At 74.2% G+C, this 16,271-nt stretch carries 14 protein-coding genes; 11 read left to right on the forward strand and 3 right to left on the reverse strand.

Annotated elements, in window-relative coordinates; all coding sequences use genetic code 11:
- The first annotated feature begins 30 nt into the window (after positions 1-30).
- The 3 genes from BCAV_RS02310 to BCAV_RS02320 are packed head-to-tail and all read left to right on the forward strand — an operon-like array spanning position 31 to position 1,939.
- Entirely contained in the window at positions 31-813 is a 783-nt protein-coding gene (locus BCAV_RS02310) for a hypothetical protein (RefSeq protein WP_012725502.1), read from the forward strand.
- Positions 810-1,391, forward strand: a complete 582-nt coding sequence (locus BCAV_RS02315; RefSeq protein ID WP_012725503.1) for a DUF4352 domain-containing protein — start codon at positions 810-812, stop codon at positions 1,389-1,391. Before BCAV_RS02310 ends, BCAV_RS02315 begins: the two co-directional genes overlap by 4 nt.
- Positions 1,388-1,939 (forward strand): hypothetical protein, encoded by a 552-nt coding sequence (locus tag BCAV_RS02320; RefSeq protein ID WP_012725504.1) that lies wholly within the window; start codon positions 1,388-1,390, stop codon positions 1,937-1,939. Before BCAV_RS02315 ends, BCAV_RS02320 begins: the two co-directional genes overlap by 4 nt.
- Here BCAV_RS02320 and BCAV_RS02325 read toward each other — a convergent pair.
- Positions 1,912-3,672, reverse strand: a complete 1,761-nt coding sequence (locus BCAV_RS02325; RefSeq protein ID WP_144016687.1) for a hypothetical protein — start codon at positions 3,670-3,672, stop codon at positions 1,912-1,914. The genes BCAV_RS02320 and BCAV_RS02325 overlap by 28 nt on opposite strands.
- A gap of 313 nt (positions 3,673-3,985) precedes the next feature.
- On the opposite strand from BCAV_RS02325, the gene BCAV_RS02335 reads away from it, so the two are divergent.
- Entirely contained in the window at positions 3,986-4,981 is a 996-nt protein-coding gene (locus BCAV_RS02335; RefSeq protein ID WP_144016688.1) for a helix-turn-helix transcriptional regulator, read from the forward strand.
- Between the two features lie 25 nt (positions 4,982-5,006).
- Here the strand turns inward: BCAV_RS02335 and BCAV_RS02340 are convergent, their stop codons facing one another.
- A complete protein-coding gene (locus tag BCAV_RS02340) occupies positions 5,007-6,857 on the reverse strand; it encodes a gamma-glutamyltransferase family protein (protein ID WP_012725507.1) in 1,851 nt (616 codons plus the stop codon).
- Between the two features lie 197 nt (positions 6,858-7,054).
- On the opposite strand from BCAV_RS02340, the gene BCAV_RS22440 reads away from it, so the two are divergent.
- Together BCAV_RS22440 and BCAV_RS02350 are read left to right on the forward strand one after the other, a co-directional pair.
- On the forward strand, positions 7,055-7,624 hold the full coding sequence (locus BCAV_RS22440) for a MarR family winged helix-turn-helix transcriptional regulator (RefSeq protein ID WP_187292841.1): 570 nt from the start codon (positions 7,055-7,057) through the stop codon (positions 7,622-7,624).
- Positions 7,621-9,348, forward strand: a complete 1,728-nt coding sequence (locus BCAV_RS02350; protein ID WP_012725509.1) for an MDR family MFS transporter — start codon at positions 7,621-7,623, stop codon at positions 9,346-9,348. The genes BCAV_RS22440 and BCAV_RS02350 overlap by 4 nt, the downstream gene beginning before the upstream one ends.
- On the opposite strand, the gene BCAV_RS02355 is transcribed toward BCAV_RS02350, so the two are convergent.
- Positions 9,320-10,291 (reverse strand): alpha/beta hydrolase, encoded by a 972-nt coding sequence (locus BCAV_RS02355; RefSeq protein ID WP_012725510.1) that lies wholly within the window; start codon positions 10,289-10,291, stop codon positions 9,320-9,322. The two genes, BCAV_RS02350 and BCAV_RS02355, sit on opposite strands and share 29 nt — an antisense overlap.
- 215 nt (positions 10,292-10,506) lie before the next feature.
- Here BCAV_RS02355 and BCAV_RS02360 point away from each other — a divergent pair, with 215 nt between their 5' ends.
- From BCAV_RS02360 to BCAV_RS02380, 5 genes are all read left to right on the forward strand, one after another.
- Positions 10,507-10,809 (forward strand): DUF1540 domain-containing protein, encoded by a 303-nt coding sequence (locus BCAV_RS02360; RefSeq protein ID WP_012725511.1) that lies wholly within the window; start codon positions 10,507-10,509, stop codon positions 10,807-10,809.
- 198 nt (positions 10,810-11,007) lie between these two features.
- On the forward strand, positions 11,008-12,672 hold the full coding sequence (locus BCAV_RS02365) for an ABC transporter substrate-binding protein (RefSeq protein ID WP_012725512.1): 1,665 nt from the start codon (positions 11,008-11,010) through the stop codon (positions 12,670-12,672).
- Between the two features lie 6 nt (positions 12,673-12,678).
- Positions 12,679-13,644, forward strand: coding sequence for an ABC transporter permease (locus BCAV_RS02370; protein WP_012725513.1), 966 nt, complete (start codon positions 12,679-12,681; stop codon positions 13,642-13,644).
- A complete protein-coding gene (locus tag BCAV_RS02375; protein WP_012725514.1) occupies positions 13,641-14,519 on the forward strand; it encodes an ABC transporter permease in 879 nt (292 codons plus the stop codon). Before BCAV_RS02370 ends, BCAV_RS02375 begins: the two co-directional genes overlap by 4 nt.
- Positions 14,516-16,153 (forward strand): dipeptide ABC transporter ATP-binding protein, encoded by a 1,638-nt coding sequence (locus tag BCAV_RS02380; RefSeq protein ID WP_012725515.1) that lies wholly within the window; start codon positions 14,516-14,518, stop codon positions 16,151-16,153. The genes BCAV_RS02375 and BCAV_RS02380 overlap by 4 nt, the downstream gene beginning before the upstream one ends.
- Positions 16,154-16,271: the final 118 nt, after the last annotated feature.

The raw sequence follows: 16,271 nt of genomic DNA on the forward strand, positions 1-16,271 counted from the left end.
TGCAGCCGTGCACCCTCTACCCTGGCGCCCGTGGAAGGGACGCCCGAGCCGCCGGACGACGCGGCGCACGCGCCGGCGCCGGAGTCGGCAGCTGGGCCGGCGCCGGAGCCGCAGCAGCGGCGCTCGCGCGACCGCGGGAAGGAGGGCGGGCGCCGGCGCGGTGCTGCCCGGGCGGCGTCCGCGCGCTACTCGCAGAGCGCGCGCTCGGTGCTGCGGCCGCTGCCCGCCCGCGTCGTCCTCATCACAGCGATCGCGGGGATCGCGGCCGTCGGCGCGACCGGAGGGTTCGCTCCCGTCGAGCTCGTGGACGTGCCGGAGGTCGAGCCCGGCACGGTCATGGAGCTCGGCCCGTACACGGCCCGGGTGGAGTCGTTCTTCGTGACGGACCAGGTCGCGACGTCAGCCCTCGAGAGCCAGGAGGGCGCCGAGGCCTGGCTCGGCGTGCGGGCGCACATCGAGAACACGTGGACGGAGCCGAGGGTTGTGAGCGACTCGTCCTTCACCCCCTTGCTGGACGGCGAGGAGGTCGCGCCGGACGGTCGGCCCACCGACATGCTCGTGCGCGACGGCTCCACGTACGTGACGTTGCAGCCGAACCTGCCCGAGGACGTGCTGATGCTGTGGCCGATCCCGGATGCCGACGCGATCGGTGACGAGGTGACGGTCCGGATGGACTCCCTCGTGTACGTCGACTCGGAGCTCCTGGGAGCGTGGGACTGGCTGCGCCCGCAGCCCGTCGCGCTCGTGACGCTGGAGCGGGACGACGACCTCCCGCCGCAGGTCATCGACCCTCCGGAGGAGGAGGACACGTGAGCAGACGTCGCTGGGCGCGCCGCGGCGTCGTCGTCCTGCTCGCGGTGCTGGTGACGTTCACCGGCTGGCTGCACAACCAACGGAGCACCCACCCGCCCGCGCAGCCGCGGGCGGCCACGGGCGCCGTCGGCGAGGACGTGACCGCCTACCCGCTCGTCGTCCACGTCACGGGTGCGCGCGCCGCGCGCCTGCTGACGTACGAGGAGTTCGACGGCCCGATGGAGCTGGACTCCGGCGGCGCGTGGGTCGGCGTCACGCTCTCCTACGCCGGGATCGACACGCCCGTGCTGCCGTCGGGCTTCGAGCTCCGGGACGCTCAGGGCCGCACGTTCAGCGAGTCCGACCGCGTGGACGTCATGACCCGCACGGCCCAGCCGGACGAGTTCTTCCGCACGGAGATCGTGTTCGAGGTGCCGACCGGTGCGCTCGACGGCGACCTCCTGCTCCGCGCGCTGCCCTCCGGCGAGGTCGACATCCCGATGTGGATCGCGGAGATCCCCCTCGGTCGCGTCGAGGTGGACGACGCCGCCCCGCTCGAGCCCGTCGAGGGCGAGTTCCTGCCGGTGGGGGAGCGATGAGCGTGGATCTCGCGTACGGCCGGAACCGCGGCCCCGGCCGCACCGTCGCGCTCGTGGTGACGGCTTTGCTCGCCGTGGGCGCGATGGTGGTGACGGTCGGCTGGTCGGACGCGCGGAGGTGGTGGGACGCGCAGCCGCGCACGGCTGTCGTGCCGGACGACGACGGCGTGGCGACGATCGGCGACGTCGCCTTCCGGCTGAGCTCGTTCGAGCGGCTCGCGAGCATCGACACCGGCTTCGAGATCTGGCAGGCGCCGGCGGGCACCCAGCTGTGGCGGGTCGAGACGGAGGTCGTGGCGCAGGGCGAGGAGGCGTCGGCGTGCGACCTGGAGCTGCTGACAGCGGACGGGCGCGTGTTCACGCGGTCGGACCAGGCGCCCGCCGCGGACGTCGCCTCGTGGAGCTTCTACTGCGGCTACGACGAGGAGGACGGCCCGACGCAGATCGTGGACTTCCTGCTCCCCGCCGACGCGGAGCCGGTCCAGGTCCGCATCTACTCCCAGTTCGACACGCTCCCGCGCTACTGGGCGTTCGACGTCGACGCGTAGTGCGGGGCCGGGGCCTCGGCTGCCGTGGGGGCGGCGGACGGCATGCGCTCGGGTAGCCGGAGGGCGCTGCGTGCCCCGAAGCGACGGAGCAGCGCGTCCGCCGCGCTGGCCAGCAGGGCGATGGAGAGCACCTGTGACACCACGACCGCCACCGCAGCGATGGCCGGGTAGAGCGCGATCCAGTCCGTGCGCACCGCCGTCGGGAGCGCCACGCCGGCCAACCACCAGATGACGTAGTCCGCCTGTTGCGCGAGGAGGAACGCCGCGCAGAACAGCAGGGCGGGCAGCCAGCCGGCCGCGAGCACGAGCCCCAGGCCACCGGTCAGTCCGCCGAACCGGCTCTCCGGATGGAGCATCGACGCCCACGCCCGACGGATCCGCTCGGCGCCCACCCGGTCGGTCACGCGCGCGGTGAGCCGCCCGAGGCGGCCGCGCGCGAGCGCCGTCGGGTCGTCGACGACCCGTTCCGCGCGCACGCCGTACACGATCGTGCCGATCGTGAGCCACGCCAGCGGCACGCCGACGCCGACGATCGCCCCGCCGACGGCCGCAGCCGCGACGGCGAAGGCGGCGTCGGCGAACGCGCCGAGGTGGGGCAGGTCGGCGACCACGCCCTCCCACCAGGCGGCGAGCTCGACGGCGGCGCTGCGCTCCCGCCACCAGCCCTGGGCGTTCCTGGTGACCTCGACGATGGCGACGGCGCCGAGGACCATCCACACGACCTCGGAGTAGCCGATGACCAGGCGCAGCCACGTCCAGCCGCCGCCGTCGTCCTCCGGATCGCGGGAGCGCAGGATCCGCCCGCCGACGAACCGGACGAGCAGCGCCGCGGCGATCGTGCCGAGCACCACGAGGGACGTGGGGTCGGGGATGTCCGCCGTCGCGTCGAAGGTCGGGTCGAGCTCGAGGTTCTCGTCGAACGCGTTGCCCATCTGGGTCTGGAGCGAGGTCAAGAAGTAGCGACCGCGGTCGTCGCTGAGCGACCCGGTGTACTCGTAGACGAGCAGGAACGGGACCATGACGCTGCCGAGCGAGGCCAGCACGAGGCCGGTCGTGCGGCGCACGCGGCGGCGGGCGCCGTCGTCGTCGGTGCTCCCGCGGTCAGGGCGTCGGAGCACGAGCAGCATGCCGACGACGGCGATCAGCCAGACGAGCGGCACCAGCGAGAACACGAGCAGGCCGAGCACGTTGTTGACCGGCGCCGTCAGGACCGCGAGGTTGAGCACGAGGTGCCGCCCGATCACGGCGAGCGCGGCGAGCGCGACGAGCGGGGCCCAGTGGCGGGCGAGCAGCCGACCGGCGTCGCGGAGGACGTCGAGGCCGTCGCGCAGGATCTGCCCCGCGCCCTCCGGAACCGGCGCCTGATCGGCGGCGCCGGCCGGCGGCGGCGATCCGGGGGACGCCGGAGCGTCCTCCTCCGGCGTGGGCCGGGGCGTCTGCGGCGGCGGTGCGCCGTGGCCCGGGACCCCAGGGCCGGACGCCGTGACGCCCGGTGGCGGCGGCAGCGGGACCGGGACACCGGCGGGCGGCGGCGGACCGGGAACAGGGCTTCCGGCGGGCGGCGGCGGACCGGGAACAGGGCTTCCGGCGGGCGGCGGCGGGCCGGCGACGGGGCGTCCGGCGGGCTGCGGGTGGCCCGGTGCGCCCGGGCGGGGGGTGCCGCGCGGCGGCGTGGGGACGTCGCGCTCGTGCGGCTGCCCCGGGGGCGGGGGCACGGGCGGCGGCACACTCACGCGGGAGAGGCTACCCACCCGGCGTCGACCGGCGGCCCGCGACGCCCCTCTGGCGCGGGCCAGCACGCCCCTCGACTCGCCCCGCCCGGCCCCGCCCCGCCTCGCCCCGCCCGGCCCCGCCCCGCCCCGCCTCGCCCTCGCTCCCGCCCCGCCTCCCCTGCGCCGAGTGCGGGATCCCTCTCGCCGGCGCACCGCGGTTCGCGTGAGAACCCACGCACTCGGCGTCGAGGGCGGACCAGGCTGGCGGGCACGCGAGCCCGAACGCGCCAGTAGCGGACCGGAACCGTCCGGTGCTGGTGCGACGATGGCGCGCATGACGGACACCCCGGGACGACTTCTCCGGCTCCTGTCGCTGCTCCAGGCGCGGCGGGACTGGCCGGGCGCGACGCTCGCCGAGCGACTCGCCGTCACGCCCCGCACCGTGCGTCGCGACGTCGACCGCCTGCGCGAGCTCGGGTACCCGGTGGTCGCGACCAAGGGACCGCACGGTGGCTACCGCCTCGCCGCCGGGCAGCAGATGCCGCCGCTCCTGCTGGACGACGAGCAGGCGGTCGCCCTGACGATCGCCCTGGTCACGGCGGCACCATCGGTCGCCGGGCTCGACGACGCCGGGCAGCGCGCCCTCGCCACCGTCCGTCAGGTGATGCCGGCCCGCTTGCGCTCCAGGGTCGACTCCCTCGCCGACGTCAGCGTCCTGCGCCCGGAGGAGCCGCACGGCGGGGTGGAGCCCGTGTCGCCGGACGTGCTCGTGGCGCTCGGCGACGCGGTCCGCGCCCAGGAGGTGCTCCGGTTCGACTACGCCGGTGGGTCGGGGGAACAGCTGACGGACGCCGACGGCGCCACGTTCCGCCCGCCGCGGCGCGTCGAGCCGCACCACGTCGCGACGTGGAGCGGGCGGTGGTACCTCGTCGCCTGGGACCTCGACCGGCGCGCCTGGCGCACGTTCCGGGCCGACCGCATCACACCGCGGACGCCGACCGGCCCGCACTTCACACGCCGCACCCTGCCGGCGCCGGACGTCGCGACGTTCCTCGGACGGCGCCTCACCGCGCGCGAGTGGCCGTGCCGCGGCGAGGCCGTGGTCCACCTCGACGCGGCGACGCTCGCGCCGTGGATGGGCGACGTCGGCAGCGTCGAGGACCTCGGCCCCGGTCGGTGCCGCGTGCTGGTGGGCTCGTGGTCCTGGGCCGGGCTCGCCGCCTGGTTCGGCAGGCTCGAGGTGGGGTTCGAGGTGCTGGGGCCGGACGAGCTGCGCGACGCCTGCGGGCGGCTCGCCGAGCGCTACGCGGCCGCGAGCCGGAGCGTCTGAGCGGCTTCGGAGGACGGGTCCGGCGTCAGCGGCCGACGGCGTAGCCCTGCATCCCGCGCGGGTTCGCCGCCGCGACGAGCATGCCGTCCTCACGCATGCCGGCGGCGCTGATCCGCCCGAGCGCCCACGGCCCGGCCTCGGTGACGACGTGGCCGCGCCCGCGCAGGTCGTCGAGCACCGCCGCACCGAGCCGCGGCTCTGCGCGGACGCCCATCGGCTCGGCCTCCCGCGGTGCGAACGACGACGGCACGTGCGTCGAGTGCCAGCTCGGCGCGTCGATCGCCGCCTGCAGGTTCGCGCCGTGCAGCAGGTGCTGCACGAGGAACGGCACCGGCCACTGGTCCTGCTGGTCCCCGCCCGGCGTCCCGAACGCGAACGCCGGCCGGCCGTCGCGCAACGCCATCCCCGGGCTGAGCGTCGTCCGCGGCCGGCGCCCTGGCCGCAGCGAGGCCGGCAGCCCGGGCTCGAGCCAGAACATCTGCGCGCGCGTCGGCAGGGCGAAGCCCAGCCCCGGCACCGCCGGCGAGCTCTGCAGCCACCCACCGGACGGCGTCGCGGACACCACGTTCCCCCACCGGTCGACGACGTCGAGGTGGCACGTGTCGCCGCGCGCCACGGTCGGCTCACCCTCGCCGACGCGCGGCGTCGTGAGCCCGTCCGGCCACGCACCGCCGTCGGCCATCGCACGCACCACGTGCTCCGCGAGCCGCGGCGTCCGGCCGCCCGGCGAGCCCGGCCGCAGCCCGTCGGCGGCCGTCTCGCCGAGCAGCGCGACCCGTTCCGCCAGGTACGCCGGGTCGAGCAGGGCAGGAGCGGAGACGACGGCGTCGGGAGCGTCGGCGTCGAGCGAGTCGCCGTAGAACGCCTCCCGGTCCGCGAACGCGAGCTTCGCGACCTCGACCGCGAGGTGCACCAGCTCCGGGGATCCGGGCGCGAGGTCGGCGACGCCGGCCCTCTCGAGCATCGCGAGCTGCGCGAGCAGCACCGGACCCTGGCTCCACATCCCCGGCTTCGCGATCTCGAGGCCGCCGAACGCCGTCGTGACCGGCTCCTCCTCGCTGGGCCGCCAGGCGTCGAGGTCGTCCGCCGTGAGGAAGCCCGCGTGCCGGGCGTCCTCGCCCCCCACGCCGTCCCACGCCGGTGTCCGCACGAACGCGTCCACGGCCTCCGCGACGAACCCCGAGTAGAACGCGCGCCGCGCTCCCTCGGCCTGCGCCGCGGCACCCGCCCCGGCAGCCTCGCCCTCCGCGACGAGGCGTTCGAGCGTCTCCGCGAGCAGCGGGTTCGCGAAGCGGCTGCGGGGCGCCGGAGCGCCTCGCCGCCCGGGTCCGCGTCCGAGGTAGATCTCGGCGGAGGCCGTCCAGTGCTCGGCGAACACGTCGGCGACGGCCTCGATCGTCGTCGCCGCCTGCGGCACGAGCGGGAAGCCGTCGCGGGCGTAGCCGATCGCGTACTGCGCGACCTCGCGCAGGGGCAGCGTGCCGTACCGCCCGAGGAGGTGCATCCAGGCGCCGAAGGCTCCGGGGACGACGGCGGCGAGGTGGCTGGTGCCGGGCACGAGGTCGAGTCCGAGGTCGCGGTACGCCTCGATCGTCGCGCCCGCCGGCGCCGACCCCTGCCCGCACAGCACGAACGTGCGGGACGCGGAGGCGTCGTGCGCGATCAGCGGCATGTCGCCCCCGACGCCGTTGAGGTGCGGCTCGACCACGTGCAGCACGAGCCCGGCGGCGACGGCGGCGTCGAACGCGTTCCCGCCCCGCTCCAGGACCGCCATGCCCGACGCCGACGCGAGCCAGTGCGTCGACGCCACCATGCCGGTGGTCCCCAGCAGCTCCGGACGAGTGGTGAACGTGGGTGCGGGGGCGACGCCTGCCATCGCGCCAGTATGCCCGCGTCCGACCGCGGCGACGTCGGCCGTCCGCGCCGCCGTCGTCGGCCACGGCCACCGACGTGCGGGTCGCGCTGCCGACGTCGACACGTGGCGTCGGGCGGGAGCGTCGGGTCCTCACCGGTGTGAGCGAGCACACACCCGCTCACATGCGTGCGCCACGCATGCAGGGCTATGCTTGGAGCATGCAAACGATTCCTGCGCTTCGTGCTGCCCTGCCCCGGGCCGACGAGCCGCCGAGGGGCGGCGCGGCATCGCCCGCCGGCGACCTGTCTCTCGTCGACCCTGCCGAGGCCGCACGCCTCGCCGCGTGCGGCGACCTCGTCGACGCGCTGCGTCGGATGATCCGCATCTACCGCGCCGGCTCGGCGCACCGGGAGCGACCCCACGGCCTGGCGACGGGCCAGGTCATGGTGCTCACCGCCGTCGACCGCTGGGCGCCCGCGCGCATGAGCGAGCTCGCGTCCCGGATGCACCTCGACGCGTCGGTCGTCAGCCGACAGGTCGCCGCGCTCGAGGGCCTCGGGCTGCTCGAGCGCGAGCCCGACCCGGACGACGGCCGCGCCTGGCGCGTCCGCCTCAGCGCCGAGGGCGTCGCCAGTCTCGCCGACGTCCGCGCCGACCAGGCGCGCATCCTCGCCGAGGCGCTGCCCGGCTGGGACGCCGAGCGGCTCCGGCACATCACCACCGACCTGCAGGACATGGCGCGCGACGTGGCCGCCGCACTCGACACCCACCAGGAGGCCACCGCATGACCGCCACCACGGCAAGCACCGCACCAACGACCGACACGGACTCCGACGCCGAGCACAAGCAGATCCTGCGCGTGCTCGTGGGTCTGCTGCTCGCACTCTTCGTCGCGATGCTCTCGGGCACGATCGTCGCGAACGCGCTGCCCGTGATCATCGCCGAGCTCGACGGCACGCAGCAGCAGTACACGTGGGTCGTGACCGCGACGCTGCTGGCGTCGACGGCGGTGACGCCGTTGTTCGGCAAGCTCGCCGACCTGTACGACAAGAAGAAGCTGCTCCTCATCGGCATCGGGATCTTCGCCGTCGGCTCCCTGCTGTCCGGTCTGTCCACGAGCGCGGGGATGCTCATCGGGTTCCGCGTGATCCAGGGCGTCGGGCTCGGCGCGCTGCAGGCGCTCGTGCAGATCACCATCGCGACGATCATCTCGCCGCGGCAGCGCGGCCGGTACGCCGGCTACATGGGCGCCGTCATGGCGTTCGCGACGGTCTCCGGGCCGCTGCTGGGCGGCCTCATCGTCGACGTCAGCTGGCTCGGCTGGCGCTGGTGCTACTGGAGCGCGATCCCGCTCGCCCTCATCGCCATGGTCGTGCTGGCCCGGCGCCTGCACGTGCCGCCGCCGTCCCGCACCGAGGTGAAGGTCGACTGGCTCGGCGCCACGCTCATCTCGGCCGCCGTCACGCTGCTGCTGCTCTGGGTCTCGTTCGCCGGCCCGACCCACTCCTACGACTGGATCTCCTGGCAGACCGCCGTCATGGTGCCCGGTGCCCTCGCCCTGTTCGGCCTGTTCATCTGGGTGGAGTCGCGCGTGGCAGAGCCGATCGTGCCGCTCTGGATCCTCAGGGAGCGGACGACGACGCTCGCGATCGTCGCGTCGATCGCCGTCGGTGTCGGGATGTTCGGCGCGAGCGTCTTCCTCGGCCAGTACTTCCAGATCGCCCGCGGGTACTCGCCCACCGAGGCCGGCCTGCTGACGATCCCGATGATGCTCGGCCTGCTGGTCTCCTCGACCGTCTCGGGGCGCTTCGTCACGCAGATCGGGCGCTGGAAGCCGTTTGTCGTCTGGGGACTCGTCACGTTCACCGCCGGGATGGGCCTCCTGGGCTCGATCCAGTACGGCACGTCCCTGTGGCTGATCGGCGTGTTCATGCTCGTCGCCGGCATCGGCCTGGGCGCCAGCATGCAGAACCTCGTGCTCGCCGTGCAGAACACGGTGCCGCTGTCCGACATGGGCGCGGCGACGTCGAGCATCACGTTCTTCCGCTCGCTCGGTGGTGCGATGGGCGTCCAGGTGCTCGGCGCGGTGTTCGCGTCGCACGTCTCGTCGCTGACGGCGACCCGGCTCACGGACGCCGGGATCCCCGTGGCCCCGGGCGGTGACGGAGGCGGGAGCCTCGATCTCAGCGAGCTCCCGGACGCCGTCGCCGACATCATCCGGTCCGCCTACGGCGACTCGATCGGGCTGCTGTTCCTCATCGGTGCCGGGCTGGCCCTCGTCGGCCTGGTGGCGGCGCTCTTCATGCGCGGCACGCACCTGCGCGACACGGTCGACCTCAAGGCGGCCGTCGCGGAGGCGGCCGAGGAGGACGTCGCCGTCGAGACGGCCGCGGCGACGGCGCTCGGCGCTGCGGTCGCGGTGGACGAGACCGCGGACCAGACTGCGGACGAGACGGCGGACGCGGTGGACGACGCCGACGGCGTCACGGCAGGCGCGCGCTCAACCACGTGAAGACCGCGCGCTCGAAGTCCGCGCGGGCGCGCGGCGCCGAGAGCGTGAGGTCGTGCAGGCCACCGGGGACGGCGACGATCGTGACGTCGTCCCCGAGGCCCTGCGCGCCGCGCCACATGTGCTGCACGTCGAGGACGGTGTCGGTCGAGGCGAGCTCCTCGGGAGTGGCCGGCCGGCCCGCGACGCCGCCCGAACGGGTGGACGAGCACACGAGTACCGGGATCCGGACGTCGAGGCCGCGCGCGACCCGAGCCTGAGCGCGGCGGATCGCGCGCAGCCACCCCGCCCGCACCGGGAAGCCCTCGATCGGCTTCCAGGCAAGGTCGTACTCCCACGAGCCGCCCGTGCTGGTGTGTAGCGAGCGCCCGTAGGCCCCGCCCAGCTTGCCCACGCGCCGAGTCGGATCGAGCCGCGAGATGCTCTCGGCCAGCGGCGTCGCGATCATGCGCCGCAGCGCCGCCTCGTTGAGGTCGAACCACGGGCTGTTCAGCACGAGGGCGTCGGCCGCCCGCGGGTGGGCGTGCGCGTACAGGCTGAGGATGAGGCCGCCCGTCGAGTGGCCGAGCAGGATGACCCGTTCGTGCCCGCGCTCCGCTCGGAGCACCGAGATCGCCGCGGAGATCTCCTCGTCGTAGGCGCGGAGGTCGCGCACGTCGCCGGCCGCGTGGTGGGCGCGCAGCGAGCGTCCGTACCGCCGCAGGTCGAGCGCGTAGAAGTCGATGCCGTGCCCCGCCCAGGCGCGCGCGTGGTGGTCCTGGAAGAAGTAGTCGGTGAAGCCGTGCACGTAGAGCACCGCGGTGGACGACGACGGCGGCCCGGCCTTCCGTACCAGCGTCGCCACGAGCTCGCCCTCCGGGTCCGCCTCGTCCGGTGCCAGCGGCAGCGTCCGCGCCACCCACTCCGAGCCGAGGACGTCGGGTCGTTCGTCGAGTTCCGTGCTCATGGCCCGATCCTCGCGCACGAACGCCGTCCGTGGGCCGAACGTGCTGCTCGAGGGACCCGGAATTGTGTGACGTCGTTGTTGTGAAATAGTGCCCCCGAATAGCGGAAGAAAGGGTGTCCTCACTAAGGCGCGCCTATCGTGGGAATGCCTCTCTGGCGCATTCTTCGGAACGGGTTTACCGTGATTCACGTACCCGCGAACCCGGAGGCGAACCCATGACCGCCACGCTCGAGATGCCCCACGTCGCCGAGTGCACGGTGCTCGGCTGCGACTACAACCACGACGGCTGCCGCGCGTTCGCCGTCACCATCTCCTCGGCGCACGCGGGCTCCACCGCGAGCTGCGCGACGTTCATCGACATCGGCGCGCGGGGCGGCCTCGACCGCGTCGTCGCCCAGGTGGGCGCGTGCCAGCGCACGGACTGCGTGTTCAACGAATCGCTCGAGTGCCGCGCCGAGGCCGTGCGGATCGGCCCCGGCGGCGGGACCGCGCACTGCCTCACGTACACGCACGGCTGACGCGCCGACGCACCTGACGCCCCGTGGACCCCGGTCCGCGGGGCGTCGTCATGTCCGGAGCCCCGCGGAGCCCTCCGACGGCGCCCGCCGAGCCCGTCCTGTCTCGGCATGCGGACATTCGCCGGGCTCGTGGTCCCGCGGCAGGGCTGCTCACCATGCTGAGGCTCAAGCAGCCCGCGCGTCGTCCAAGGAGCACCCGTGCCACGAAGCACCACCCGGTCCGTCGTCCCGTCGGCCCTGAACCGGCGAGGGTTCCTCCTCGGCACGGCGTCCGTCGCAGGGGCGGGCGTCCTCACCGCATGCGCCGGCGGTGGTGGCGAGCCGGGCTCGTCGGGCTCGACGGCGTCCGGCGAGCCGACCACGGGCGGCACCCTGACCGTCGCGTTCCCCGCCGACCCGGAGAACCTGGACCCGCACCAGCGGCCCCAGCTCTACCCGCGCACGATCACCCGCCAGATCGCTGACTCGCTCACCGACCAGGACCCGGAGACCGGCGAGGTCATCCCCTGGCTCGCCTCCTCCTGGGAGATCAGCGACGACGTGCGCACGTTCACGTTCACGCTGCGCGACGACGTCACGTTCTCCGACGGCACGCCCCTCACGGCCGACGTCGTCACAGCGAACTGGGAGCGCATCCTCGAGATCGGCCCGCTGGCGTACGTGGCCGCCGGGCTGCTGCGCGACTACTCCAGCTCCGAGGTGATCGACTCCCACACGGTGTCGATCACGTTCGCCAACCCGAACGCCCAGTTCCTCCAGGCGACGGCGTCGCAGTCCCTCGCGGTGCTCGCCCCGGCGACGCTCGCCCTCACGCCGGAGGAGGTCGCCGCCGGCGACGTCATCGGCTCCGGCCCCTACATCCTCGAGAGCTACACGCCGGGCGAGGACGTCGTCCTCACCGTGCGCGAGGACTACGCCTGGGGCTCGCCGCTGTACGCCAACCGGGGCCGCGGCTACGTGGACCGCATCGAGTTCTCGATCATCCCGGAGCCGACGACGATGGCCGGCGCCGTCGCCTCGGGGCAGATCGACTTCGCCTACCTGCTCGACGTCTCGGTGCTGTCCACGGTCGAGAGCTCGGACGCCGAGCTCATCGGCACCGACATGCCGGCGATCGCGATCCCGATCGTGCCGCTCGTGTACCGGCCGATCTTCGCGGACGAGCGCACGCGTCGCGCTCTCAGCCTCGCCACGGACCGGGAGGCGATCGTCGACTCGGTGTTCGAGGGCCGCTACCAGCCCGCGAGCGCCGTCCTCACGAAGGCGAACCCGGGCTGGGTGGACCTGTCCGACCAGCTCGCCTACGACGTCGACGGCGCGATCGCGCTCCTCGAGGAGGCCGGCTGGACGACGGTGGGTGACGACGGGCTCCGGTCGAACGACGCAGGCGAGCCGCTGCGCTTCGAGATCCAGTACACGTCCGCCGGCACCAGCTCGGAGCTCATGCTCCAGCTGCTCCAGCAGCAGTGGCGAGCCGTCGGTGCCGACTTCGTGCTCACCCCGGTCTCGACGCCGTCCGAGGCGAACCTGCACGAGTACCCGTTCGACATCACGACGTGGTCGCAGACCCGGGCCGACGCCGACGTCCTGCGCACCGTGTACAGCTCGTTCTTCGAGAACCAGTCCTTCCTGTTCGACAACGCGGACCCGGAGCTGGACGGCCTGCTCACGGAGCTGCAGACGACCGTCGACGCCGCCGCGCGGCTCGAGGTGTCCGGCGAGGCACAGCGCCTCATCGTCGAGCGCGGGTACTCGATCCCGCTGTACGACCTCACGCAGTTCTCCGCGGCGAGCTCCGCGACGTCGGGTGCTCACGCCGACATCGAGGGGAAGCCCGTGCTCGTCGACATCTGGAAGCCCTGACCCGAGGTGCGCTGGTACATCCTCCGCCGCCTCGGTCAGGCGGCACTCGTGCTCTGGGGCGCGATGACGCTGTCGTTCGCGATCGTGCACCTCGTCCCGGGCGACCCGGTGCGGATCATGCTGGGCGTCGGGGACGGCGCCGAGGGCGGGTCGGCGGCGACGACGGAGCAGATCGAGCAGGTGCGCTCCGAGCTCGGCCTCGACCGCCCCGTGCTCGTGCAGTACGTGGCGTTCCTCGCCCGTGCGGTGACGCTGGACTTCGGGACGTCGTACTCGACGCAGCGTCCGGTCACGGAGGTCATCGCCGGCGCGACGCCGCCGACGTTGCAGCTGGCCGCTCTCAGCATCGCGCTGTCGCTGGTGCTGGGGCTCGTCTTCGCGCTCGCCGGGGCGCTCCTGCCGACGCGCTGGATCCGGTCCCTGTTCCAGTCGGTGACCGTGCTGGGGATCGCCGTGCCGTCCTTCTGGGTCGCGATCCTGCTGCTCCAGGTCTTCTCGTTCTCGCTCGGGTGGTTCCCCGCCTTCGGCAACGACTCGTTCGCGGCGCTCGTCCTGCCCGCGTTCACGCTGGCGCTGCTGACGGCGGGCACGCTGGCCCAGGTGCTCGGCCGGGGCATCGTCGAGTCGCTCGCGCAGCCGTACGCGGACACCGCACGGGCGAAGGGCGCGAGCCAGGCGCGCGTCGTCGTCCGGCACGCGCTGCGCAACGGCTCGCTCCCCGTGTTCACGATCGTCGGGATGATGGTCGGCGGCATCCTGTCCGGCGCGACCATCGTGGAGACGATCTACGGCCGCAACGGCCTCGGCACGGTGATCGTCGACGCGATCACCGCGCGGGACTTCCCGCTCATCCAGGCCCTCGTGATCTTCTCCGGCGGAGTGTTCGTGATCGTGACCCTGCTCGTGGACCTCGGGTACCGCTACATCGACCCGCGGGTCACCTCGCCCGCGGCGAGCGAGGTGCTCGTATGACGACGTCGGCACTCACCGTCGCGACGGCGGATCCGTCCGGCCGGCTGGGCACGCGCCGCCTCCCCCTGGGCCGGGCGCTGCGCGAGCCGGGGCTCGTCCTGGCGGTCGCCTACCTCGGCCTCGTGCTGCTGGCCGCCCTCGCGCCGAACGTCCTCACCACGTGGGATCCGGTGACCGACGTCGACCCGGCGGCGTCGCTCTCCGCGCCGAGCGCCGAGCACTGGTTCGGCACCGACGCGCTCGGCCGCGACGTGTACTCGCGCGTCGTGCACGGCGCCAACCTCTCGATCACCGCCGGCCTGCTCGCGGTGAGCATCAGCCTCGTCGTCGGGGTGCTCGCCGGTGTGGTCTCCGGGTACGTCGGGCGGTGGGCGGACTCCACGATCATGCGCGTCATGGACGTGATGATCGCGATCCCGGGCCTGCTCCTCTCGCTCGCGTTCGTGTCCATCCTGGGCTTCGGCGTCGTGAACGTGGCGATCGCCGTCGGGATCGCCGGCATCCCCGGCTTCGCCCGGCTGGCACGCGCCGAGACGCTGCGGCTGCGCAACCTCGCCTACGTCGACGCCGCGCGGTGCTCCGGCTCCGGGTCCGCGCGGATCATCGTGCGGCACATCGTCCCCGGCGCCGGGACCGCCGTCGTCGTCCTGGCCGCCCTCGAGATCGGAGGAGCCGTGCTGGCCGTGTCCGCCCTGAGCTTCCTCGGGTTCGGCGCGGTGCCGCCGACCCCGGAGTGGGGGTCGATGGTGAACGAGGGGCGGTCGCACATCGCGTCCGCCTGGTGGCTCACGACGTTCCCGGGCGCCGCGATCGCCGCGACGGTGCTCGCGTGCAACCGGATCAGCCGGGCCGTGCGCGTGGCGGGGCGCTCATGAGCGCCGCGGACGGCGTCGTGGCGACGTCCTCGTCGGCGCCCCTGCTGCGCGTGGCGGGACTGTCCGTCACGTACCGCGGCCGCCGCGGCGTGCACCAGGCCGTGCGCGGCGTCTCGCTGGACGTCGCGCGCGGCGAGGTCGTGGCCCTGGTCGGTGAGTCGGGCTCCGGGAAGACGACCATCGGGCGGACGATCCTCGGCCTCCTGCCGGCGTCGGCGGAACGCTACGGCGCCGTCGAGCTCGACGGCGCCGACCTCCTGCGGCTGCCCGATCGCCGTCGTCGCCGTGTGCTCGGCGCCCGCATCGCCACGATCCCTCAGGATCCGCTCGCCGCGCTCAACCCGGTCCAGCGGATCGGCCCCCAGGTCGCGGAGGTGCTCGCGATCCACGGGCTCGCGTCGGGGGACGCCGCACGCGCGAGGGCGCTCGAGGCCTTGCGGCTCGCGGGCCTCGACGACGCGGAGGCCCGCTACCGCCAGTACCCTCACGAGCTCTCCGGCGGGCAGCGCCAGCGCGTGCTCATCGCGATCGCGATCGTCGCCGGACCCGAGCTGATCGTCGCGGACGAGCCGACGTCCGCCCTCGACGTCACCGTCCAGCGCCGGATCCTCGACCACCTCGAGCACCTCGTCCGCGAGACGGGGACGTCGCTCCTCCTCATCACGCACGATCTCGGGGTGGCGGGAGACCGGGCGGACCGCGTCGTCGTCCTCTCGGACGGCGAGGTCGTCGAGCAGGGTGCGACCGGCGCGGTCCTCGAGCGCCCGGAGCAGCCCTACACCCGTGCCCTGCTCGAGGCGACCCCCGACCGCCGGCCGCCGGCGACGCCGCCGCCGTCGGCCGGGTCGTCGGACTCGCCGGCCCTCGAGGTGCGCGGCCTCGGCCGCACGTTCCACGTCACCGGACGGCCGCCGGTGACCGCCGCGGACGACGTCTCGTTCACGATCCCGCGCGGGGGAGCGCTCGGCCTCGTCGGGGAGTCGGGTTCCGGGAAGACGACGACGGCGCGCATCGTCCTCGGGCTCCTGCGCCCTGACGCCGGCGAGGTGCTCGTCGACGGCCGGGTCCAGGACTCGCCCGCGGAGATCCGGCGGGCGCGCCGCTTCGTCCAGCCGGTGTTCCAGGACCCGTACTCCTCGCTCAGCCCGCACCAGTCGATCGCCTCCTCGATCGCGGAGCCGCTGCGCGCCCTCGGAGGCGGGAACCGCGCGGAGCGACGCGCCCGCGTCGCCGAGCTGCTGGACCGCGTGCACCTGCCGGCGTCCGTCGGGCGGCGGCGCCCGACCGAGCTGTCGGGCGGGCAGCTGCAGCGCGTGGCGATCGCGCGGGCGCTGGCGATCCACCCGCGGCTCGTGGTGTGCGACGAGCCGGTCAGCTCGCTGGACGTGTCCGTGCAGGCGCGGGTGCTCGACGTCCTGGCGGAGCTGCGCGAGCAGGACGGCCTGGCGCTGCTGTTCATCTCGCACGACCTGGCCGTCGTCCGCGCCGTGTGCGAGGACGTCGCGATCATGCGCGCGGGCCGGATCGTCGAGCAGGGCCGCACGCTCGACGTGTTCGCCTCACCGGCGTCGCCGTACACGGCGGAGCTGCTGGCCGCGATCCCCGGGCGCCGGACGGCGGCCGCCGTCGCCTGAGAAGCGTCGCCACCGCCGAGTGCGGGATCTCTCTCGACTCGGCCCGGCGTGTCGCGGGAGACCTCGTGCACTCGCTAGGTTCGTTCCCACGTTGTAGTCGGATCTGGGCCGAACCGCC

The organism is Beutenbergia cavernae DSM 12333, from assembly GCF_000023105.1.
Classification (GTDB): Bacteria; Actinomycetota; Actinomycetes; order Actinomycetales; family Beutenbergiaceae; genus Beutenbergia; species Beutenbergia cavernae.